This is a genomic window from Lysinibacillus sp. FSL M8-0337, from assembly GCF_038593855.1.
Taxonomy (GTDB): Bacteria; Bacillota; Bacilli; order Bacillales_A; family Planococcaceae; genus Lysinibacillus; species Lysinibacillus sphaericus_D.
This window is the reverse complement of the sequence record NZ_CP151996.1, coordinates 255,210-278,135: the sequence shown is the minus strand read 5'-3', so window position 1 is coordinate 278,135 and position 22,926 is coordinate 255,210. Positions and strand designations below refer to the sequence as shown.

At 35.7% G+C, this 22,926-nt stretch carries 18 protein-coding genes; 5 read left to right on the top strand and 13 right to left on the bottom strand.

From position 1 onward, the window contains the following. The first annotated feature begins 68 nt into the window (after positions 1–68). On the top strand, positions 69–863 hold the full coding sequence (locus MKY08_RS01310; RefSeq protein ID WP_069513004.1) for an EcsC family protein: 795 nt from the start codon (positions 69–71) through the stop codon (positions 861–863). A gap of 81 nt (positions 864–944) precedes the next feature. On the opposite strand, the gene MKY08_RS01305 is transcribed toward MKY08_RS01310, so the two are convergent. Then, entirely contained in the window at positions 945–1,916 is a 972-nt protein-coding gene (locus MKY08_RS01305) for a zinc-binding dehydrogenase (RefSeq protein WP_069513005.1), read from the bottom strand. Positions 1,917–2,002: 86 nt separating this feature from the next. Between MKY08_RS01305 and MKY08_RS01300 the strand changes: the two genes are divergently transcribed. Further along, positions 2,003–2,653, top strand: a complete 651-nt coding sequence (locus tag MKY08_RS01300) for a hypothetical protein (RefSeq protein ID WP_256093224.1) — start codon at positions 2,003–2,005, stop codon at positions 2,651–2,653. Positions 2,654–2,712: 59 nt separating this feature from the next. On the opposite strand, the gene MKY08_RS01295 is transcribed toward MKY08_RS01300, so the two are convergent. The 7 genes from MKY08_RS01295 to MKY08_RS01265 all read right to left on the bottom strand — a co-directional run bounded on the left by MKY08_RS01295 (position 2,713) and on the right by MKY08_RS01265 (position 11,264). Then, positions 2,713–3,390 carry an ABC transporter ATP-binding protein gene (locus MKY08_RS01295; RefSeq protein WP_069513007.1) on the bottom strand — a complete coding sequence of 226 codons (678 nt, stop codon included), beginning with the start codon at positions 3,388–3,390 and terminating at the stop codon, positions 2,713–2,715. Further along, positions 3,391–4,503, bottom strand: coding sequence for an ABC transporter permease (locus MKY08_RS01290; protein WP_069513008.1), 1,113 nt, complete (start codon positions 4,501–4,503; stop codon positions 3,391–3,393). It abuts the gene before it with no gap. A gap of 102 nt (positions 4,504–4,605) precedes the next feature. Next, positions 4,606–5,184 carry a TetR/AcrR family transcriptional regulator gene (locus tag MKY08_RS01285; protein WP_025218406.1) on the bottom strand — a complete coding sequence of 193 codons (579 nt, stop codon included), beginning with the start codon at positions 5,182–5,184 and terminating at the stop codon, positions 4,606–4,608. A 2,294-nt stretch (positions 5,185–7,478) separates the two neighbouring features. Next, positions 7,479–8,294, bottom strand: a complete 816-nt coding sequence (locus MKY08_RS01280) for a hypothetical protein (protein ID WP_069513013.1) — start codon at positions 8,292–8,294, stop codon at positions 7,479–7,481. A gap of 290 nt (positions 8,295–8,584) precedes the next feature. Next, positions 8,585–9,769, bottom strand: a complete 1,185-nt coding sequence (locus MKY08_RS01275) for an NAD(P)/FAD-dependent oxidoreductase (RefSeq protein WP_069513014.1) — start codon at positions 9,767–9,769, stop codon at positions 8,585–8,587. 45 nt (positions 9,770–9,814) lie between these two features. Then, positions 9,815–10,243, bottom strand: a complete 429-nt coding sequence (locus MKY08_RS01270) for a DUF1641 domain-containing protein (protein ID WP_069513015.1) — start codon at positions 10,241–10,243, stop codon at positions 9,815–9,817. A 403-nt stretch (positions 10,244–10,646) separates the two neighbouring features. After that, entirely contained in the window at positions 10,647–11,264 is a 618-nt protein-coding gene (locus MKY08_RS01265; RefSeq protein ID WP_069513016.1) for a TetR/AcrR family transcriptional regulator, read from the bottom strand. Between the two features lie 123 nt (positions 11,265–11,387). Here MKY08_RS01265 and MKY08_RS01260 point away from each other — a divergent pair, with 123 nt between their 5' ends. Then, positions 11,388–13,574, top strand: coding sequence for an MMPL family transporter (locus tag MKY08_RS01260; protein ID WP_069513017.1), 2,187 nt, complete (start codon positions 11,388–11,390; stop codon positions 13,572–13,574). A 93-nt stretch (positions 13,575–13,667) separates the two neighbouring features. On the opposite strand, the gene MKY08_RS01255 is transcribed toward MKY08_RS01260, so the two are convergent. Beyond that, the gene (locus MKY08_RS01255; protein WP_069513018.1) at positions 13,668–15,185 is read right to left on the bottom strand and encodes an MDR family MFS transporter; all 1,518 of its coding nucleotides are present in this window, start codon (positions 15,183–15,185) and stop codon (positions 13,668–13,670) included. Positions 15,186–15,342: 157 nt separating this feature from the next. On the opposite strand from MKY08_RS01255, the gene MKY08_RS01250 reads away from it, so the two are divergent. After that, positions 15,343–16,248, top strand: coding sequence for a TetR/AcrR family transcriptional regulator (locus MKY08_RS01250; RefSeq protein WP_069513019.1), 906 nt, complete (start codon positions 15,343–15,345; stop codon positions 16,246–16,248). A gap of 174 nt (positions 16,249–16,422) precedes the next feature. On the opposite strand, the gene MKY08_RS01245 is transcribed toward MKY08_RS01250, so the two are convergent. From MKY08_RS01245 to MKY08_RS01230, 4 genes are all read right to left on the bottom strand, one after another. Continuing rightward, positions 16,423–17,451, bottom strand: a complete 1,029-nt coding sequence (locus MKY08_RS01245) for a cytochrome d ubiquinol oxidase subunit II (protein WP_069513020.1) — start codon at positions 17,449–17,451, stop codon at positions 16,423–16,425. Next, complete coding sequence (locus tag MKY08_RS01240; protein ID WP_069513021.1) at positions 17,448–18,791, bottom strand: cytochrome ubiquinol oxidase subunit I; 1,344 nt, start codon at positions 18,789–18,791, stop codon at positions 17,448–17,450. The genes MKY08_RS01245 and MKY08_RS01240 overlap by 4 nt, the downstream gene beginning before the upstream one ends. Positions 18,792–19,218: 427 nt before the next feature. Beyond that, on the bottom strand, positions 19,219–20,862 hold the full coding sequence (locus MKY08_RS01235) for a HAMP domain-containing sensor histidine kinase (RefSeq protein ID WP_069513022.1): 1,644 nt from the start codon (positions 20,860–20,862) through the stop codon (positions 19,219–19,221). Further along, on the bottom strand, positions 20,859–21,560 hold the full coding sequence (locus MKY08_RS01230) for a response regulator transcription factor (RefSeq protein WP_069513023.1): 702 nt from the start codon (positions 21,558–21,560) through the stop codon (positions 20,859–20,861). Before MKY08_RS01230 ends, MKY08_RS01235 begins: the two co-directional genes overlap by 4 nt. Positions 21,561–21,663: 103 nt before the next feature. Here MKY08_RS01230 and MKY08_RS01225 point away from each other — a divergent pair, with 103 nt between their 5' ends. Continuing rightward, a complete protein-coding gene (locus MKY08_RS01225; RefSeq protein WP_069513024.1) occupies positions 21,664–22,827 on the top strand; it encodes a DUF418 domain-containing protein in 1,164 nt (387 codons plus the stop codon). The last annotated feature ends 99 nt before the right edge of the window (positions 22,828–22,926 follow it).

Here is a 22,926-nt window from a genome sequence, read left to right as displayed (position 1 = left end):
ATGTACTTGAAACTTTTTAAACTAGATTACGTATTCTAACTAAATGCATTTACAAGGGGAGTAGATAAATGGAGAATCGAGAGCAATTAATCAGCTATTTACAAGAAATTGAAGCGTGGGAGAAAGACCAAAAAGGACTATGGTTTTGGGAGAAATTAGGGCGCATTCCATTTAAAATTTTAGATAAGATGACCCCTGCCTTTATTCAACAAAAACTAGCTTTACTTGTTGATGAGCTAGGAAGTTATATTCAATCCGGTGGGAAATATTTAATTAATGAACAAATGATGATTCAAAAAATCCGTAACCAGTCTTCGAATCCTAATATATTTGCAATTTCTGATATCGGGAATATTCCTTTAGAGGAGATGATCACTCTTAGTGACAAGCTTCAAAAAGAACGCGTAAAATTAGCAACCGTACAAGGTGCTTCGACTGGTTTTGGTGGTATTTTCACATTGGCGATTGATATTCCTTTTATATTAGGTATGGCTTTAAAAACATTGCAAGAAATAGCAATTATTCATGGCTACGATCCGAATGATAAAATGGAACGTATTTTCATTGTGAAATGTCTACAATTTACGTCAGCGGATATTGTGGGTAAAGAAGCTATTTTAGAAGAGCTGTCCTCTATGCACGACAGCAAGAACGCATCAGAAACGATGATTTCACAGCTTCAAGGTTGGCAGGAAGTATTTTTCACGTACCGCGATCAAATGGGCTGGAAAAAGCTTTTCCAAATGGTACCGATTGCGGGCATGATTTTCGGAGCATACGCTAATAAAGGCATGATGCAAGATGTTGCGGAGACAGGCATCATGCTATATCGAAAAAGAAGAATATACGAAAAACTAAATTAGTGCCAGTCACTCAAACAATTCTCACACAATTTAGCAAGAGCCTGGGAAAGGCTCTTGCGGTGCCATTCACCCAAACAATTCTTACACAATGCTAATTAGGATTTTCCCTTGATGTTGACGGCTCTCCATAAAGGTATGTGCCTTTTCCATATCCTCTAAAGCAAACTCTGCTGCTATAGGCACTTGGAAACTTTCATTCTGTAATAATGAAAATATTTCTGGAGCTACTTGTTGCAATAATTCTGGCTTTAAAGCACGCGTCGTTCCTAAGCTAAAGCCTTTTACATTGCGGCAACTACTATGTAAGTCAGCTGTTTTTATTTGACCCATCTGACCGCTACTGTTACCAAATTGCACAAGAGTACCATATGGAGCTAAGCAACGGAAACTTTCTTCGGTAATGGCTCCTGCAATCGAATCAAAGACAACATCGACACCAAGACCATCCGTATAGTCATTTACTTTGGCACTAAAGTTTTCATATGTCAGGACATGATGTGCACCTAGCTCATAGGCAATGGCAGCTTTTTCTTTAGTGCTAACAGTACCTATTATTTTCTTCACTCCACGCCTTTTTGCCATTTGAATAAGCATCGTTCCGACTCCACCTGATGCAGCATGAATTAAAATACTATCGTCTGTACCTAATTGTGTAATTTGATGTGTTAACATATAAGATAAAAATAAAACAGTCGGTATAGCAGCTACCTTTTTAAGAGGTACGTCATTTGGAATGCGGAACACTAGCTGTTCATTTGCGACGACATATTGCGCATATGCACCATTTTTTGGGAAAGCAATCACTTGGTCTCCTTTTTGAAAACCACTGCTATCATCAAAAACCTCTTCTATAACACCCGCAACATCTAATCCAAGGATCATTGGAAAATTCGCTTTCGCTTTATTGCCCGTTCTGTTTTTGATATCCGCAAAATTAACACTTGTATAGGACGCCCGTATTAGCACTTCCCCTTTGGAAATCGCTGGTTTTGGACAATCCACAAGTGTTAATACGGAAGGTGGTCCAAAAGCATTTATTGTTACAGCCTTCATCATTATCCCCCTTTCTGTTATAGTAAAATTATAACTAACTTTACATAAAAGAGTTACCATTTTTCAAACCGATAGGAGGATTGATGATGATAAAACCTAGAAAAGATACCTACAATGGCATTGACTGCAATTTCTTTGATATGAATAGTGACAAAATTTGTTTTATGTTCTCTGGTACAGGCTACAACTATGACAAACCCATACTACATTACGCTACTTCATTGATGCTTGACTTCGACTATGATATTGTCCAAGTATGTTATACATTTGAACAACAATTGTTCCACAAGTCGCCAAACGTTATATCTGAAAAAGTTTTTAACACTGTCGATTCTATCGTGACCTATTATTCACAAACAAAAACTTACCAAAAAGTTGTTTACCTTGGAAAATCGCTAGGAACTATGCCAATTATTGATTTTTATATGCAACAGGAGACCGTTTTACCTTCCCACTATATACTGTTTACACCACTGCTATCTTTGGAACATACTATGCAAAATTTAATCCATCGACATTCCTTTTTAGCTATAGGAACAGCTGACCCTCACTTTACAGTGGAAAGACTTAACCAACTAACTTCTCATCAGCTTGCTATTATAGAAAATGCAAACCATTCACTTGAAATAGCAAACCATTCACTAGAAATAGCAAACCATTCACTAGAGTCGATTAATACCTGTCACACTATACTAACCGAGCTCAAACTTTTTCTTCAAAACGGTAGTTCTTTCTAAAAAGCTCAAGATGCAGAAAACCCTAAGAACGATCATGAATAAATGCCGTTAAAGCAATATTAAGATTGCAGTGTTAAAACACCATCTTCCATGCGGTACACTCGGTCACAGTAAGTTAACATACGCTCATCATGCGTTACCATGATAGCCGCCTTTTTACGCTTTTTAACCTCATTAGAAATTAACTGCACGACTTCGAAAGCACGCTTAGAATCTAAACTAGCTGTTGGTTCATCTGCTAAAATCACACTTGAATCATTCATAAATGCTCGGGCTATTGCGACACGCTGACGCTCTCCCCCAGATAGCTCATTTGGGAATTTTTTAAGCTTTTTTTCTAGTCCTAAATCTGCCAACAATTGCTTTGCAAACTGCTGATCCGCACTTGATACTTTACCTGCCATTTTTTTTACTAGCAGTAGTTGATCTAGTACATTTAAATAAGGAATTAAGTTAGATGTTTGTAAAATAAACCCTATTTCATTTAGACGGAATTTAGCAAGTTCTTTCTCCTTTAGCGTCTCAATTTTTTTACCATTGACGATGACACTACCTGAAGAGGGCTGTAACAAGGCTCCAACTGCCGATAATAATGTACTTTTGCCTGAACCCGATGGACCAATAATGGCTACTATTTCACCTGCATCTACTTCCATTGACACATTGTTAAGAGCTGTAATTGTTGAACTGCCTTCGTCATAGGTTTTTGTCATATTTCTTACTTCTAAACGTTTCATCTACTCCACTCTCCCTAATGCTGTTAATGGATCTACTTTAGATACTTGGCGAACACATACAAATGAACTTAACACACTAATTAGTAAAAGTGCGAAACCGTAAAGTACAACAAGCGTAGGGTCTAAATTAAAAGGCATGTCTTCCGGGAAAACTAGTGCTGTTAAATACGTAAGCACTACGCCTACTAAAATACCTACTAAAGAAATGACAAACACTTGGGAAACAATTGCCTTTGTTATAAAACTATTTTTTGCACCAATGGCTTTCATTACACCAAATTGTTGCGTCTTTTGAATCGTTAAAACATAAAAGAAGACCGCAATGACAAACGCAGAAATGGCAACGAGAAACACTAACATCATTACAATTGTCCCGTTCTCTTCCATATATCCTGGCATTCCATTAATTGCCTGACTTTTCGTTGCGGTTTCGATGCCCCCGATTTTTTCACTAAAATTCTCTGCATCTAAGTTAGGTGCCTGTATCGCTATCGCATTTACTACATCTTCAATGCCGTTATTGGCACCTGGTGCAGCAAATTGATAGGCTCTCCATTGTTCTACTGTGCTAAATAATACTGGTAAATGGTTATATGTTTCGTTTTCAACAAAGCCGACAATTTTTAATACAATTGTGGAACTGTCCACTTTGATTTCGTCACCAATTGCATAGCCTTTGTCTTGTAACGTTTTATTGGCTAAAACACCATTTTGAATATTTTTATCTAACTTCTTACCTTCTATTACTTTGGGTTCGATAAACGACCCAGGTTCAATTCCTAGAAGTGCAATATCTGTTTTTTCATCAATACCCTTCTTAGAAACAGCCGCCATTGCAGAGCCAAATAGTGCACTATCTTCTACTTCACTTTGTGCATCAATCTTTTCTTTTAAAGATGCGGAAATTAAAGATTTACTAAATTTTGAACCTGAACCCTCCTCGTATACTACATAATGAGCATCTAGATTTTTGATAGAAGCTGCACTTAATGTCGAAAGTCCATTTCCAAGCCCTGACAAAATAAACGTTAACCATGCTATTAACACAATAATCATTGTAATCATTGAGTAGCGTAACTTTGCATGTTTAATTTCTTTTATAGCTAAAAACATCGATCGTTTCCTCCTAGTATTTTTAAAAGTTACACATGTGTCACTTTTAAATAAAAAAGTACACATACGCAACTAGTATTATACTCATTAGTTACACATGTGTCACTTATTTTTACCTCTCACACCGTTTAAAATTAATAGTTTCGTAAAGTTAAAAAACTGTACTTCATCCATTTGACTATGATTTGGAATATTAATACTCTGAAAAATAAATCCAAGGACAAGATCATTAGGAATATCAGCATCCACAAATCCTTCTTTTTTACCTTGTTGGACGATACGCATTAAAGGTCCATACATATTAAAATGCATCGCTGACAGCTTTTCTTTTTTTTCTTGCATGTGAGGTTTATTAGTTGTTGGAATAATTTCAGCAATACCTAATAGTAAATGTAAATCCTTTGAACGAAAAATACTATGCAATAACTCGTCTAATTGGTCAAGATAAGATAACTCCGCAGGGATTGATAATAAATCTTTTACACTTTTATCCATCTCATGTAACATAAAATCCATCAGTAGTTCATCTTTATTTGTATAGTATTTATAAATGGCAGCTCTTGAAACTTCTAATGATTCAGCTAGTCGAGCAATCGTAAATCCTTCATAGCCAACAGCTAATACCAATTTTTTCGATTCCAAGAATAAATCGAGCGTACTAAACTTACGATCGCGGCCCATATATTCCTCACTCCCTACACGAATTGTTGGATACTTTTAGCATACGCTACAATTAAATAGTTCACAATAATTACGGTACTTTCTATTAGTGAAATAAACACTAGAAAATGACTGCACAAAACTAAAACACCCCGTTAAATGTTAGTTTTCACATTAACATCCACTATTAAAATTAGTACACTAAGCCGAATAACGTTTTGATGTAATGGACATTACCTATGTCATGGCATACTAAACTTATATTTACACAAGACCCCTAAAATTTTATCTTCTAAACTTAAGCGTAGATTTTAAACATTTCGAGAGCAAAATAATAATATATGTGTTTAATTTTCTTTATAATTGATACAAAAAGGTGTGCCAAGATGAGTAAATTTATAAAGATATTTTTATTGGTATTTTTATATCTCTATATGGTTTTTTATTTAGGGTATTATGAATTACAGCCTATCTTCTTTCTTGCTAGTATTTTGTTTTTTCTAGTCGCAGAAGTAGTTAATACAGCAGAAATTTCACCTTTTTTTATTAATGATTTCCGATATTGAAAGACAAACATTAGGACATACTATGAATGGTCGGGCTTTAAAAGAGTTTCTGATAATCTAAAGACAGGCGCTGCAGGCGGTTATATTACATCATCTAACACCGCCTCTTTTCAGACAGAAGTATCTAGAATAATAGATGGACTAGGTTTTTCAAGATCAAAATCTATCACTAGCTCAATAGGATATACATTGCATGCTAATCCTAATACAACCGTTTATATGGCATATAGAGCATATTATAAAGCCGAAACGGGTATTAGAGAGCTTTATGATATAGTAACCGGAAAAGTATTAAGACTTAAAACCTATACTATTAAGATTCCACAATATGGTGATTATAAATTAATAACAACTTCGCAACTAAAACAAGACTAGCTACTCGCTAGTCTTGTTTTAGTTGCGAATAAAGGAAATATCCTAATTTAGAAAGTAAGTATAATAAAAAAATAATCATTAAATTTCTAGATATTACATATCCATAAATTTCCAAATTATATCCTTTTGGTACTAAAATATCACTGTTTAATAGAATATATATTGTAGATAAAATAGGAATTATTATACATAAAATACCTAATAATTCATACTTATTATCCATAACTTCACCTACTCATTTATTGTTATTCATACCATTTTAATACGAATTAGCCCTCGCGCAGATTAGAGTTAGACACTTTAATTTTACACAAAACTTTTTTACATATCAAAAGCTGATTGAACTCTGATGGAGCTAAGTTTGGAAACTATCTATTTGGCATCTACAAGTTAAATCTATATCAACAAATGGCAATTTATTTCAACATAACATTTTCCAAAAATTATTTAAACATTCTTCTAATGATTGCTATAAAGGCAGTAACAAGAATCAAAACCTGTTATAACTGCCTAATTCATTGTTATGCTATGTTATCTTATTGATGTGATGGCTATTACTTACGTTAACACAAGATAAATCATCTATATTTGAATATAAGTATGTATACCAATGTATATACTATTTTATTTATGTGTTAGATTTGCCTTATAATTTAAATAAAAAAAGGGCGTGACAAGATGAGCAAATTTGTAAAAATATTTTTTGTAGTATTTTTATATTTCTATATGGTGTTTTATTTAGGATATTATGAATTACAACCTATCTTCTTTCTTGCTAGTATTTTATTTTTTCTAGTTATCATTCTTAGTTTTCTATTTAAAGAACACTATATCGTTAATATTCTGTTAATCCTTGCCCTTATTAGTCTTGCCATGATATTTATGGTATCTCACTATTTCGAAAGAGGTATCTTCATATTTTTTTCTTTAATTATATTATTGTATGTTTATTGTCATATACTTCTTTCTAAAAAAAATCAAAATAGTTAATGCTTATAGCGTTGGGAGTGATAAGATGAGCAAATTTGTAAAAATATTTTTTGTAGTATTTTTATATTTCTATATGGTTTTTTATTTAGGATATTATGAATTACAGTTTATCTTCTTTCTTGCTAGTATTTTATTTTTTCTAGTTATCATTCTTAGTTTTCGATTTAAAGAACACTATATCGTTAATATTCTGTTAATCCTTGCCCTTATTAGTCTTGCCATGATATTTGCAGTATCCTATCATTTTGAAATAGGTATTTTCTTATTTTTTTCATTAGTCATACTATTATATATTTATTGTCTTGTACTTATTTCAAATCAGAAAAATCAAAATAATCAATGAATAGAGGAGCGTTTAAAAAAGAGTCTCATGGAGACTCTTTTTTATCTAGGAATATTATAGAAACCATTAACACAGTTATTGTAATAATAGTACCATTGACCAATAGCCCAAGCATTAGCTGCAAGTGCTACAGGTCCTGCAATATTCTTTAAGACAATTTGTACTGTTTTCCAAGAAAGTAATGTACCAATTGCTAAACCACCTCCACTGAAGGCACTTATTATCCATCCAACAAGAGTTCCACTTTCCGTGGATCTTAAACTGTCAACATTTCGCGTATAGTAATTATATGCATTTCGATCTTTTGGAGACCCAGTTGTAAGATTAACTGTACGTGTTTTTAAATTAGCATAATCCGCATAACCTATATTCCTTATATAATTAGTTGTATAACTAATACCTAAAACGGATACCAACGATCTATTAGATGTTATATAAGCGCTAGAAGCAAATCGGGAATTCGTGAAATTCGTTGCTGCGAAGTTAGTCTGGCTGAACATTATTGAATCTTCTTGTTGTGATAAGTCTTTGAAATCAATTACATCTTGTTCAATTATTTTATCATCCTCTACTACAGTGACGAAATGTTGCAAAAGCTCATTTGTTTCCTTATTAAATACTTTGGTGTCAATTTCTTGGGTATCTTCATCAACTATTTTTACTGTCTCAATGTAATGGATTTCTTGACCATCTACTTTTAAAATATATTCAGATCGTTCTTCTGTATCAGTAATAATTCTAAAATTATCAGAATTATAAGTTAATTCAGAAGCTAAAGCTTTTTTACTTGGTGTCGCAAATGCTAAAGTACTTATTACTAGAGTAAAGCTTAATAAAGTAGAAACAATTTTTTTCATCTTATGTAAACCTCCTACTAAAATACTTTAATGAGTATATTTTAATGTAAATAATATAGATAAGTAAAGAAATATGATAGAAAAGAACTACAAAAACAGAATCCTAAAAAGTTTTATTTTTGGTAAAAAATATAAAATATTATGCTATCACAAGTGGAGGCAGGAAGTGTAAGAGGCTTTTAGCACCCTTGCCAAAAATATAAATCGTATCTAATCTATCGCAAATAAATATTGTAAGTTTCCATAAAAAAACCCTTACAACTATAACAGTTGTAAGGGAATCATTATGCTTAGTATACTAAGCCGAATAGCGCTTTGATATGTGTCAGATAGCGAATATTAGACGCTTCTTTCATAAGTGTTGCAGGTAGACCTTTAAGTTGTGTGTTGCTAGCTCCAATTGTTGCAACTGCATCTTTACGTCCTAGGCTGGCAAGTGTACCAGAGTTAACTGCAGAGAATGTTTTCATCTCTTGGTTTTTGTATTGTGCAAATAAATTGTATCCTGCACATTCACCCATTTGCCAAGCAACTTGTGCAGTTGGCGCATAAAGTGGACGTCCGCCGTCAGCTGGTAATGCCACAGAAGCATCTCCGATTACAAATACATCTTCGTGTGATGTAGATTGTAGGAATTCGTTGATTGTTGCTTTGCCACGGTCAGCTGCAAGGCCTGATTCAGCAACGATTGGAAGTGCAGCTACACCACCAGTCCAGATGAATGTATTAGCAACGATTGACTCACGATCTTTAAGTGAAATAACGTTACCATCAACGCCTGTTACTGGCGTACCTGTGATAAATTCTACACCACGTTTTGTTAAGCTTTCCGTTGCACGTTCAATTAGTACATCTGGAAGTACTGGTAAGATTTTAGGACCAGCTTCAACTAGCTTAATTTTAAGATCAGCAAAGTTTACACCGTGTTGTGCAGCGATTTTTGGGAAGTTGTCCACGATTTCACCAACAAGCTCAACACCTGTTAAACCGCCACCGCCGATAACGATTGTTGCATCTGCTTCGTCTTTAGATTGTGCATATGCTTTAATACGATCTTCAATGTGTCGGTTAATTTTGTTTGCATCGTTAACAGATTTAAGTACCATTGAATTTTCTTCTAATCCTGGGATACCGAAGAAACCAGTTTGGCTACCTAAAGAAACAACTAATGTATCGTAAGATAAAGTGTAACCAGTATCTAGGTCAACCTTTTTAGTATCTACATTAAATTTCGTTACTTTAGCGATTTGTAAATCAATATCTAAACCTTTAAAGATTTTTTTAAGCGGTAGCGCTACTGCACCTTCTGCAATAGTACCACCAGCTAAACGGTGAAGTTCAGTGATGATTTGGTGCGTTGGGAATTGGTTTACTACTGTAATTTTAGCTTCATCAGCTGATAAATACTTACGTGCTGTTAATGCAGTTAATACACCTGCGTAACCAGCACCTAAGATGACGATTTCTTTTGACATGATTAATTAATCCTCCGTCCTTACGAATTGAATATATCTCGAACTTTATTTTGATTTACGTTCAGCGTTAACTTGTAAAAATGCATTAACAAAACGGAAAACATTTTGAACTTGTGGGTCTTTTATCATTTTCACAAGACCAAATAAACCGATGACTTCTTGGCTTTCAGAAGCGCGATCTTTTGCCTCAATAGCTGTTGCTGCAAGTTGTTTAGCTGATCCTACTACTGGTCCAGCCATTTCTGTTACAGCACCAACAGTATCGCTTTTTAATACGTCGTCTGTTGCAACTGCTTGTGCAAACTCATATGATTTAGTTAATAACGTCATCATTTCAGTTAGCTTTGGTAATTGTTCAACTAAAGTTGTTAGAGATTCTTGCACCTCAGGCTTTAATAGTTGGTCTAGTACATCTAATTGTTCTTGACTCACAGTTAATTGTTCAGACTGTGCTTGGTTATTCGTTTCTGACATTTTGAACTCTCCTTTGCCGTCACTAATACTATTTTTTATATTGCCTCCATGTAAAAAAGACCATTAAGCGATCTTCTTAACAGTCGTTACAGCGGGTATCTTACATTCACCAGTCACAAGGGCTGGAAAGCGAATTTCATGATTTGTTACATATTCTCCATTTTGCACAAAGCGCATCACAATTCCATCCTTATCTTATCTTGGTGACATTACAACATCCATTATAAGACTGTTTGCGCATTATTTCAATCAACTATGGCACAATCTTTGAAAAATAGTTTAATTGTAAACTACTTTTAGCGGTCTGCACTCTTTTTCTGCTTTTTTTGGAAGATAAATCAATTTTTCTCACGCAATTTAACAACTCAAACGCCATAAATTATGTTATTAGCTACAATTTTTCTCACTTTTCGATGGATAACCAAAAGAAAGCAATAATTTCTTTTGACGCCAAAGATACTGTGTCAAAAAGCCTTTTTCCTTCACCATCTTTAAAGTAGCCCACTGACATTAGCGCCATAAACGTATGGGCAAAAAATTCTGCATTTCCTTTGCGAATTGTCCCTTTTTCCATTTCACTTTGCATCGCTCGCTCAATCGTTTTATACATCTCATTTTCTGCAGCATGTACTTCTTTCAATTGCGATTGTGATAAATTGATGGTCGCCTCTCGCATAAAGTTCTTCATATCAATATCAACAGTTGCTGATAAATGGACTTCAATGAGTTGTTCTAATCGGTCTTTAAAAGGAATCGGTTGCTCTAAAATTCGTTCAATATGATGTCTAATTCTATGCATCATTTCAACTAAGGCCGATGTATATAAATCCCCTTTAGTTGGGTAGTAGTAATAGATAGTGGCTTTTGTAACATTACAGGCTTTGGCAACATCATCCATGGACACGTTTTTGTAGCCATCCTTAATAAACAGCATTGTCGCTGTTTCTAAGACAATATCTTTTGTAGGTTTAGCCTTGTCATCATGGCGAGGTCTTCCTAGAACACGCGGTGATTGTTTCAACAAGATCGCCTCCTTATAATGTGTAGTACTAAACATATTATAACATATCAATACTTCTGTATTGATTAATTAACCTTCTAGTATATATAATTAGTGTACATTACATGAAACGGAGGTTTTCCAATGAAAAAACATCCACTTGAGCAATGGGGCTCAATGGTATCCAGTAAAAAAGGGCGTTTTCTTGCACTTGGATGCTGGGTATTACTTGTTCTCGTCCTTTCGTTTGCTTGGCCGCAAATTAATAGCATCGAAAGTGAAACGGGTAAAAACTTGCCTGACACCGAAATGTCCGAGCAAGCAGCAGCCATTATTGCTGAAGAATTCCCAAATGATGCAGGTACACCTTTATTACTCGTTTGGCATAGAGAAAGCGGCCTAACACCAGCTGATTTTGGAGCTATCCAAAAGGTTTATGCAGAGCTAAATAGCAACCCTTTAGAGCATCAAACATTAGTTCCACCATATGATAATATGCCACCACAGGCTTTATCAGCATCTGCATCTGACAATGGCTCTACAATCGTCACACCTGTTTTCTTTGAAAAAGATGTTGCCACTGATGTTTTACAAGAAAGTCTAGATACATTATCAAAAACAATGGATTCAAACAATGTTCAACTGGATCAAGATTTATCAAGCGATGCTCTCCATGTGCGCTATTCTGGACCAGTCGGTATTGCAACGGATGCTGTTAGTTTATTTTCACAAGCTGATGTAAAACTAATGATAGCAACTGTCCTGCTTGTATTAGTGTTATTAATTCTAATTTATCGTTCGCCATTACTTGCCATTATTCCTTTAATTGTTGTAGGGCTTGCCTATGGTGTTATTAGTCCAACACTCGGTTTCTTTGCAGAGCAAGGATGGATTGACAAAGACTCGCAAGCTGTTTCCATTATGACGGTTTTATTATTTGGCGCTGGTACGGACTATTGCTTATTTTTAATTTCAAAATACCGTGAAATTTTATTTGACGTTGAAGATAAAGCGACAGCGATGAAGCTCGCTGTGAAAGAATCGGGTGGCGCTATTATGATGAGTGCCCTTACCGTTGTTATTGGTTTAGCTACACTTAGTCTTGCCCATTATGGCTCCTTCCAACGCTTCGCAGTGCCATTTAGCTTTGGCGTATTGATAATGGGCATTGCTGCACTAGTTGTATTGCCAGCAATTCTTGTCGTTATAGGGCGAGTAGCCTTTTTCCCATTCACGCCACGTACAGAAGAAATGGCAAAAGCAAAGGGCAAAAAACAGCATAAACCTTCCCATAAAGTGAGTCATAAAATTGGACATTTTGTAACGCATAAGCCATGGATTGTTATTGCAGTCACTGTCTTGCTCCTTGGTGGCTTAGCGGCCTTTGTACCACGCATTCAATATACTTTCGACTTATTATCTTCTTTCCCAGAAGATATGCCATCACGTGAAGGCTTTACTTTAATAGAAGAGAATTTTTCACCTGGCGAACTGGCACCTGTTCAGCTAGTAATTGATACGCAAGGCTCGGATGTTAATTTACAACAACAGCTTACAAAAATTCCATATATCGATAACGTGTCTGATGTACAAATTGGTACGAAAAATAATTCGATACAATTGTATGAATTATCATTGAATGCCAATCCATATGCACAAGAGTCTTTAGAGCATATCCCTGAATTAAAGGCTGAAGTTGTTAAGCTTCTTAAAGATTCTGGTTTAAAAGATGCTGACTCACACGTATGGCTTGGTGGCGAAACAGCAAGCCAATATGATACAAAGCAAATTACCGAGCGCGATGAATCTGTTATCATGCCGACAATGATTGCTTTAATCGCATTATTATTATTTGTTTATTTACGTTCAGTAACAGCAACTGTTTATCTGCTTGCTACAGTAATTATTTCTTACTTTGGTGCGCTTGGCGCTGGCTGGCTTATTTTGCATCATGTCATGGGTGCAGAGGCAATTTCAGGCTCTATCCCGCTATATGCCTTTGTATTTTTAGTGGCACTTGGTGAGGATTATAATATTTTCATGATTTCAGAGATTTGGAAGAAACGAAAAACGAAGGACCATTTAACAGCAGTAGAGGAAGGCGTTGTGCATACAGGTAGTGTTATTACATCTGCCGGACTCATTTTAGCAGGTACGTTCGCAGTGCTTGCTACATTACCAATTCAAGTCCTTGTACAGTTCGGTGTTGTAACGGCTATTGGTATATTACTGGATACGTTTATCGTACGACCTTTACTTGTACCAGCCATTACTACGGTGCTTGGCAAATATGCATTCTGGCCAGGAGCACTCTTTAAAAAAGGTCATTAAATGGTGACAGGCACTCAAACAATTTAGCATTTAACAATACACAATAATAAAAATCCCACCGACAGTTTGAGCGGTGGGATTTCTTTGTCTATCTTATGAATTTGTTGGTTTTTTTAAATCCATTGTAGCTGCCGCACTTTCAACTTTTACACGTTTTAAGAAGAACGCTAGTATTAGTGCTAGAACCGTCACAAAAGCAGCGATTAAGAAAGAATGTGTAATGCCATCTAGTAAAGCTGTTTGCATAATTTGCTCTTGCATTTGTTGCATTTGCTCCGCTGTTGGTGTAGCACCAGATTGAGCTGCATGTGCTTTGGCCTCTGCAATTAAATCTTCTGCTGTTGATTTTGTACGGTTATTCATAAATGTAACTAATACCGCACTACCAATAGCTCCAGCTACTTGTTGCAAAGTATTATTAATTGCTGTACCATGTGGATTCATCATCTGTGGTAATTGGTTTAAACCATTTGTCATAATTGGCATCATAACCATCGACATACCAAACATCCGAATTGTATACATCGATACGATAAATGTATAGCTAGAATCCATCGCTAATTTTGTTAAGCCGAAAGTAGCTATTGTTGTTATTGTTAGACCGATTATCGCTAATATACGCGGTCCAAATTTATCGAAAAGTTTACCAGTAATCGGAGACATAATCCCCATTGCAAGGGCACCAGGAAGCATCATTAAACCTGCTTCGAATGGTTCAATCCCACGAATTGATTGGACATACGCAGGTGTTAAAATCATCCCCGAGAACATCGCCATTGAAACGATTACGGAAATCGCAGAACTTAATGCAAACATAGGATATTTGTAAATACGTAATTCTAGTAAAGGCTGTTCCATACGTAATTGCTTAAAGATAAAAATAATTAAAGCAACAAAGCCAACTAAAATCGTACCGTATACCCAAGGACTCGACCATCCTTTGTCACCTGCCGTACTGAAACCGTATAAAATTCCACCAAACGCTACTGTCGATAATAATACAGAAGGAACATCTAAGTGTACTTCACGTGTTTCCATGACATTGTCTAATTTCCAAATACCAAATAGTAGACTAATAATGGCAAATGGTATAATCATTTGGAACAACATACGCCAATCATGATGTTCAACGATATAACCAGATAATGTCGGACCTATTGCTGGTGCAGCAATCATAACTAAACCGAAAATACCCATTGCCGCTCCACGTTTTTCTTTTGGGAAGCTAGTTAGCATGACGTTCATTAATAATGGTGACATACTAGCAGCCCCTGCCGCTTGCACCATACGACCTGCAAGTAACATGCCAAAGTTTGGAGCAAAGCCAGCCATAATTGTACCTATCGTAAAGATAGACATCGCCGTAATAAATAAATGTCTATTTTTAAAGCGCGTCACAAAGAATGCTGATGCAGGTACTAAAATACCGCTGACCAGCATATATCCAGTTGCAAGCCATTGTACCTTTGCATACGTAATACCAAAATCTTTCATGATTGTTGGCAACGCAACATTTAACAATGTGTTGTTAAGAAAAGCAACAAAAGCACCCACGAACAAAATAGCAATCATGCCATAAGGGGGCTTTTTCATTGTTAAGTCATTATTCATTTATATCCCTCTATTCTCTCTTGTTGTTTACGATAAAACTTATTTTATACTCGCAGTCTACTTTTTTCAAGAATTAAGATTGAAAAATTTCAAAACGTTGATATAACAGCGTTTACATTGTAGAATACTAGTATAATAACTTTAAAAAGGTGAGGTCATGAATAAAAGAAAAAGACAAATAATTACTGCAGCTCGGGAACTTTTTATAGAAAAAGGATTTTTAGATACGTCCATTAACGATATTATTAGTGCGGCCAAAGTTTCAAAGGGCACTTTTTATAATCATTTTGTTTCTAAAAATGAATGTTTGATTGCCATATTGGATGAGGGGCGCGAGGAGGCTAGTAATCGTCGACACGAGCTTCTTTATGGAAAGGATCCCACTGATTTAGAAATATTAACACAGCAAGTGGCTGTGTTGATGCATGTCAATCGCGAGCATAACCTCGTACAAATTTTCGAATCGATTTTCCATTCACGGGATAGTGAACTTAAAAAAATCCTTTTGAATTATCACTTACAAGAATTAGAGTGGCTTGCCAATCGACTTGTACAGGTTTTTGGTGAAGAAATTAGACCGATGAGCTATGAATGTGCCGTACAAACATTGGGGATGGTGAACCTGTCCTTACGTGCAGTCCTAATAGCGGACTACAAATATATAAATCGCGAAGCCATTGTACGAGTAGCATTGCGCAATATAAGTGTCATTATACCTACTATGCTTGAATCCAATGAAGTCCTTATAAGCGCTGAAATGTTTAACGCGATACAAAACGTAATTAATTATCAACAAGTAAGTAAAGATGTCGTCATTGACCAATTAGCAGGCTTTACTAAAGGGCTGTCAGAGCATGACACGCTTGAAGGTTTTGAATATGCAACATTTCTTTTAGAGGAATTGCAGCAACAAAAACCAAAACTCTTTATTATCGAATCATTGCTCACTCCTTTCAGAAAAGCATTCGTTGGAACGGAACATGCTGCTGAAGCACGCGATATTGCCAATAGTTTATGGCGCTATGTAAAAATGCAACAACCATCAGAGCAATGTAAAAGATAATCAAAACCCCCGATTAGCATGCTAATCGGGGGTTTTAGTGGTGCCAGTCACCCAAACAATTTTAACGATTTACTTTACGGTCTTTCGGGCCTACCCAGAAGCCAATTATAATACTTAAAGCAACCACTAGAAACGGTGCATAAAAAATAATAAATTGATTCACTGTAAAACCTCCTATACGTGGTGATTCCGTTTACCACAAGCATAATCACGATCAAATACAAACCATTTCATCACTAAATAAAGTGAAGGTATGAGTAAAACAAGACCACCAATAAAGGCAATGACCAATGCTATCGCCATCGATTCATTTGTAAAACTATCATGAACCGATAAATATGGGTACAACAAGTAAGGATAATGAGAAATACCATAACCGAAAAAGGCGAAGCCAAACTGCACGACCAATAATATAACGGCCAGCCCATATTTTTTCTTAGCACCTAAAAGAATTAGAGTCATGATAAAAAGAGCACCTGACATGGCGAATAGCCACCATAAATTCAGCATATTTTCATAATGCGCAGGATTATGCCCCTTTAATTCCACCATAATCCCGATAACACTTGCGATAAGTGGAATTGACCAACCAAGTGCATATTTTCTCATTAAATTAGAAGCATGTTCATCACTCGCTCTTTTACCGTACCAAGTTAAAAATACTGCGGAAATATACAGAACCGCTACAACACTTAACAACACGATTGACCAAGTTAACGGGCTAGTAAAAAGTTTCGCAATTTCCAAATGAGGTTGATCCTTTACCATTGTTACGAACCCACCCTCGGAAATCGTTAATACAATGGAAAGTGATGCAGGTATAAATAAACCAGTGACACCGTACATCAACTTATAGCCAATATGTCCACTTTTTGCACTATACGATTCAAATGCATAATAACTGCCTCGAATTGCAATTAAAATTAGAGAAATACTTACGGGTACTAGCAAAATTGTGCCATAATAGTAAGCTGATTGCGGAAAGAAACCAACAATACCTACAAAGAAAAAAACTAAGAAAACATTCGTAATTTCCCACACTGGTGATAAATAGCGTTTTATCACTTGTGATAAAATATGATCTTTCCCAATCATTACACTATAGGCGTTAAAAAAGCCTGCCCCAAAGTCAATAGATGCAACGATGACATAACCAAAGAGAAATAACCATAGTACAGAAATGCCCAAAACTTCTAAGCTCATGGTTCTTCACAACCTTCAACTAATTTATGTTCTGCAAGTTCACGTTCAATTGGATTGTCACGGAACATCCGAATAAGCGCTATGATACTACCAATTGCTAAAACGATATATAAGCCCGCAAATAGAATTAACATCGTATCTACTTGCCCACTCGTAGTCGCACCTTCCGATGTTTTCATGTACCCTCTTAAAATCCATGGTTGTCGCCCTACTTCTGCTAACCACCAGCCCGCTTCTATTGCAATAAGTGCAAGTGGACCACCTGCAACAATTACTCTTTTAAATAGTTTAGACGAAACAAATTGCCAATTTCGCCATTTACCAAGAACATAAACAGCTGCCACTACAATTAATAACGTGCCAATCATCACCATTACATCGAATAAATAGTGAATATAAAGTGGTGGTTGTTCATCTTTCGGAAATTGATCAAGCCCTGTTACTTCTGCAAACGGATTATTATGCGCTAATACACTTAAAGCATAAGGTATTTTAATAGCGTATTTTATGTCTTCTCCATCCAATACACCAAATAAAACAAGGGAAGCGTCTTCTTCCGTTTCAAAATGCCATTCTGCTGCTGCTAATTTTTCAGGTTGATATTCCGCTAAATATTTGCCTGAAAAGTCTCCTACTACAAGTGCTGCGAGTGAAAAGACTAACCCTAATTTCAATAGTAAGTACAGTGCTTTTTTATGATATACGTGCGCAGACCCTCGTAGCATGCGATAGGCAGCAATGGAAGCTAATAAAAAAGCTGCCGTCATATAAGATGTTACTAAAACGTGCGCTACCTTTGTCGGCATTGCCGGATTAAACATGGCTAGTACAGGCTGAATATTAATCAGCTCCCCATCCACAATATCAAATCCTTGCGGTGCATTCATAAAGGCGTTCACGATTGTAATAAATACTGCTGACATAGAAGCACCAATGGCTACTGGTACTAATAATAGTAAATGTCTCTTTGGATTTTTGAAGCGATCCCATGTATACAAATACAACCCTAAAAAAATGGCTTCAACGAAAAACGCGAACGTTTCCATAAATAGTGGTAGAGCGATAATTTGACCAGCTAATTCCATAAAGTTTGGCCATAATAAAGAAAGTTGCAAGCCAATTGCTGTTCCTGTCACAACGCCAATTGCTACTGTAATAACAAATCCCCGTGCCCAACGTCGAGCGAGTAATAAATAATGCTCATCATTATTTTTAATCCCAACCCATTGAGCGATCATAATCATCAGCGGTATACCAACACCAATTGTTGCATAAATAATATGGAAAGATAATGTTAATTCGGTTAATGCACGGCTCCAAAATACAGCTGAATCATTCATATTTATACATCTCCTAGCTACTAAATATTCTCCCTATAATAGACATCAACATTATCCCAGCAACTATAAAACTAATAAGTATTAACTTTTTCTCTTGGGATTTATATGCAATACGATTTTGTTGTTTATTTACCATACGAATCAACCCTTTGATTCCTCATATAATTGCATCTCCTTTTTCTTCTATGCCACCAGTATAAGCAACCCAACTTTTTAGAAATATAGGGGTTTTCCACTATAAAAAAACGACATTGACAACTTTGTGAATGGCATCAAACTTTCTATTTACATAAAAAAAGATTACTCCCAAAACGAGTAATCTTCTGCATTCATATTTTGTTGGTGTCATCATCTAATGAACAGTCCCACCCCTGATAATTAAAAAACTTCTGTATGATTAAACATTGATTATCATAAGGGCATTTTTTTATTTTTCAAGAAATTTCAATTCAAAGACAGTACCATTGTTATCAGAATGTACGCATATTGTTGCATTATGCAAATCAATCAGTTGTTTCGTAATGGCTAAGCCAAGACCTGTGCCCGTTGCATCATCTGTTGTATTTGTACCACGATAATAGCGTTCAAAAAGATTGTCTAATTCATCTTGTGGAATACCTGGTCCTTGGTCTGTAATCGTTAACTTAATGCCTTTGTCTATATTTTGAGCCTCTACAAGAACCTTCGTACCTTCAGGTGTGTATTTTTTAGCATTGGTAATTAAATTATCTAATATGCGCTTTAATAAAAGCTCATCGGCTTCAAGCATAACGTCCCCATATACTTTGATTGATACTTGCTCATCTGCAAATTGGGGTAACCATGTGGCAAGTGCTAACGATACTTTCTCGAGCTGGATTGCTTTATTCTTTAGTTGATAAGAATACGTTAAATCTTGTATAAGTAAGTCCATATAGGTTGCTTTTTCACGCATTGTATTCGCGAATATTCGCATCTCTTCTTTCGTCCATTCATACTCTTCGGAAGCAAGCATCGTGGAATACCCATAAATCGAGCTCAATGGTGTCTTTAAATCATGCGATAAACCCGTTATCCATTCCTCGCGTAGTTGCTCTGATTGCTGGATTTGTCTTTCATTTGAAGCAAGACGTTCAGATAAATGATTAAGCGATTCATCAACAGGTTGGAATAATTTAAATTTCCTTTTCAATTTCCCCGTCTTTTGATGATGGATTTTATTATCACTTACTTCCCGATAATCGAACTGCGTCAACCGTTCAATACGAGAGATCACATATACAAGCGGCCGTACAAATTGACGTGAAATGCTCATGGATAACAAAATAATGCCTAGCAACAAAATACTATGCCCGCCAAAAAATATGGACACAAATAAAATCATTGCTTTATTAAAAGGCTCTTCAAATGGCTTATAGGAGGGGTTTGGCATACGTACTATTAGCGTTGAACCATCTTCTAATGACGTACTTTGCCTAAGCTCGGCTTGCTCAAAAATATCATATTTTTCATCTAGCAACTGCGGCTTATGCAATTTCTTATAATGCTCACCAATTACCTTTACACGATTCCAACGCTCATTATAAATTTCAATCGCAATCTGATTAGCTTGTAAGCGTTCGAGTAGCTCCGAAGGGAATTCTTTCTTTTCACGAATCACCTGCAAGACCTCATTGAACATAGGCTGCAAAGGCGATGTAGGTAAAAACAACAAATAGTATTTGGGTATTTCCCACGTATGCATGCCTGGACGTTTAAGCGCCATAATTTCACGGTCCGTCATGCTACACAGCTCACAACTATCCCCTGTATAATCGACAATTTCCATGGCATTGTTCAATAAATATAACTGCCCTACATTTTCCTCTGCGCGTTTTTCTAAGAAATCGGCTATTTTTACGGATTTACCATTTTTCACAATTGCATTATCTTCAATTTCAAAAGAACTCATCGTATGGATGTTATCACCGACTCGTTCATTTATAAAAAGTCCAAAAACCACTAAACTAATAATGAAGCCCAAAATGATAAGTAAATAAAATATGATAAAGTAGGATACAAAACGCAGTGATAATTTCCCTGCCGGCTTCATACTTGATCATCTCCAACTAATTTATAGCCAATCCCTCTTACCGTAATAATGCAAGTTGGTTTACCAGGATTCCTTTCTATTTTTTCACGTAACTTGCGAATATGAACCATTACCGTATTATCGTCAAATAAAAAATCGCCCCACACACGTTCATAAATTTGTTCTTTCGATAATACTTGCCCCTCGTTTTCACATAAATACTTCAATAAGTAAAATAAACGACCACTAATCAATTCTTTTTTTCCGTCTACAGTTATTTCTGCTGCATCTATATCAAAAGTAAAACGGCTACATGTGTAAACGTGACTTCCAGATACATTCTTTTGCTTCATATATCGAGTAAATTGGACTTTTACCCTTGCTACTAGCTCAAGCGGATTAAACGGTTTCGTAATATAATCGTCTGCGCCATTCATAAACCCTCGAAGTTTATCTGCATCACTGCTCTTGGCTGTTAAAAAAAATAGCGGTGCATCACTTTGCTTTCGAATAACTTCCGCCAAATCAAGCCCACTACCGTCTGGTAGCATGATATCTAATAAATAAAAATCAAAAACATTATGCTCAATCGCCTTTTTTCCATCTTCTATCGTCGTGCATAACGTAATGTTTTCAAAACCTTCTTTTCTTAAAATAATTTCGATCATTTCCGCAATCGCACGTTCATCCTCTAACACAAATATCGCCGCTTCTTGCACCCTGTCACCTACTTTTAAGATTACTTTAAGGTAGTCGTTATTTCACTATAAGCTTTACCAACTACACTATATATAAGTTAACCAATAAAGGAGTTAAAAGGCAATGATAGCAAATCGTGTACGCTTCATCGATGCAATGCGTGGATTTAGTTTATTTGGTATTTTAATGGCCAACTTGCTTATTTTTCAGTTCGGCATTTATGGAAAAGAAAAACCAGAACATCTATCGACTCTCGATACAGGGGCGTTATATTTTGTAAAAATTTTTATCGAAGGTTCTTTTATGCCCATTTTCACAATGCTGTTCGGTTTTTCTCTTATTAAATTTATACAGTCAATCCGTAATAAAAAAGGGAAAAGTCGCTGGTCCATTTTACGTAGGGCAACGGGATTAATCACACTTGGATTTATTCATTCTACATTTTTATGGGAAGGTGACATTTTACTGTTTTATGGAATTATGACATTATTTTTAATTCCATTCATAAATCGCAAACCAAAAACATTATTTATTTGGGCTAGCGTATTATTTGTATTGGCAACCGCTTTAACATATGGTTCAGACGAAACAACAGAAAAAGAAGAAAAAAAAATGGCAGTATATATTGATAAAGCAAATACCATCTATGCGAATGGTAGCTATCAAGAAATTTACGATTTTCGATTAAACGTCATGCCTCCTGACGTAGATGACCCACTTATGATCTATTTCATAATCATTTTTGCGCCATTATTTTTTGCACCATTATTTCTTTTAGGCATGGGGCTAGCGAAAAATCATGCTTTTGAACATATGCAAGATGAAAAGAAATGGTATATCCTTGGCTCATTATTTGTACCAATAGGCATTACTTGTAAAAGTATTAGTTTCATAGATAGCCCATTTTCTACTATGTTGCTTGTAGGTGGCTCAATGGTGTTAGCAGTTGGTTATATTTGTTTGGCTGCTCTACTATTTCATTCTCGACCTATTCAACGTCTGTCTACCGCTTTTGAAAGCGTGGGGAAATTATCGCTAACCAATTATTTATTACAAACGGTGATTTGTACGACCGTGTTTTACGGTTATGGACTCGGCTTATTTGGCAAATTGGGCGTGTTTGGCGGCGTAATTTTGGGAATTGCAGTATATAGCTTGCAATGCATTTTAAGCATTGTTTATTTAAAGAAATTTAAACGGGGTCCATTTGAAGCGCTGCTCCGTATATGGACAAATTGGTCTTGGAATGGACGCATTAAACAGAAAGGAAGTATATCCTATGAATAGTGAAACGAAAGAGGATTTCTCAGACACTTGGTGGTTTCTTGGCATTTGCGCAACAGCAACTGTAGTCTTAACAATTTTTGCATTTTAAGCGTCATTATT

What these genes read in the sequence shown, in the direction of transcription:
- MKY08_RS01310 (WP_069513004.1), top strand. Translation starts at nt 69, where the DNA reads ATGGAGAATCGAGAGCAATTAATCAGCTATTTACAAGAAATTGAAGCG.
- MKY08_RS01305 (WP_069513005.1), bottom strand. Translation starts at nt 1,916, where the DNA reads ATGAAGGCTGTAACAATAAATGCTTTTGGACCACCTTCCGTATTAACA.
- MKY08_RS01300 (WP_256093224.1), top strand. Translation starts at nt 2,003, where the DNA reads ATGATAAAACCTAGAAAAGATACCTACAATGGCATTGACTGCAATTTC.
- MKY08_RS01295 (WP_069513007.1), bottom strand. Translation starts at nt 3,390, where the DNA reads ATGAAACGTTTAGAAGTAAGAAATATGACAAAAACCTATGACGAAGGC.
- MKY08_RS01290 (WP_069513008.1), bottom strand. Translation starts at nt 4,503, where the DNA reads ATGTTTTTAGCTATAAAAGAAATTAAACATGCAAAGTTACGCTACTCA.
- MKY08_RS01285 (WP_025218406.1), bottom strand. Translation starts at nt 5,184, where the DNA reads ATGGGCCGCGATCGTAAGTTTAGTACGCTCGATTTATTCTTGGAATCG.
- MKY08_RS01280 (WP_069513013.1), bottom strand. Translation starts at nt 8,294, where the DNA reads ATGAAAAAAATTGTTTCTACTTTATTAAGCTTTACTCTAGTAATAAGT.
- MKY08_RS01275 (WP_069513014.1), bottom strand. Translation starts at nt 9,769, where the DNA reads ATGTCAAAAGAAATCGTCATCTTAGGTGCTGGTTACGCAGGTGTATTA.
- MKY08_RS01270 (WP_069513015.1), bottom strand. Translation starts at nt 10,243, where the DNA reads ATGTCAGAAACGAATAACCAAGCACAGTCTGAACAATTAACTGTGAGT.
- MKY08_RS01260 (WP_069513017.1), top strand. Translation starts at nt 11,388, where the DNA reads ATGAAAAAACATCCACTTGAGCAATGGGGCTCAATGGTATCCAGTAAA.
- MKY08_RS01255 (WP_069513018.1), bottom strand. Translation starts at nt 15,185, where the DNA reads ATGAATAATGACTTAACAATGAAAAAGCCCCCTTATGGCATGATTGCT.
- MKY08_RS01250 (WP_069513019.1), top strand. Translation starts at nt 15,343, where the DNA reads ATGAATAAAAGAAAAAGACAAATAATTACTGCAGCTCGGGAACTTTTT.
- MKY08_RS01245 (WP_069513020.1), bottom strand. Translation starts at nt 17,451, where the DNA reads ATGAGCTTAGAAGTTTTGGGCATTTCTGTACTATGGTTATTTCTCTTT.
- MKY08_RS01240 (WP_069513021.1), bottom strand. Translation starts at nt 18,791, where the DNA reads ATGAATGATTCAGCTGTATTTTGGAGCCGTGCATTAACCGAATTAACA.
- MKY08_RS01235 (WP_069513022.1), bottom strand. Translation starts at nt 20,862, where the DNA reads ATGAAGCCGGCAGGGAAATTATCACTGCGTTTTGTATCCTACTTTATC.
- MKY08_RS01225 (WP_069513024.1), top strand. Translation starts at nt 21,664, where the DNA reads ATGATAGCAAATCGTGTACGCTTCATCGATGCAATGCGTGGATTTAGT.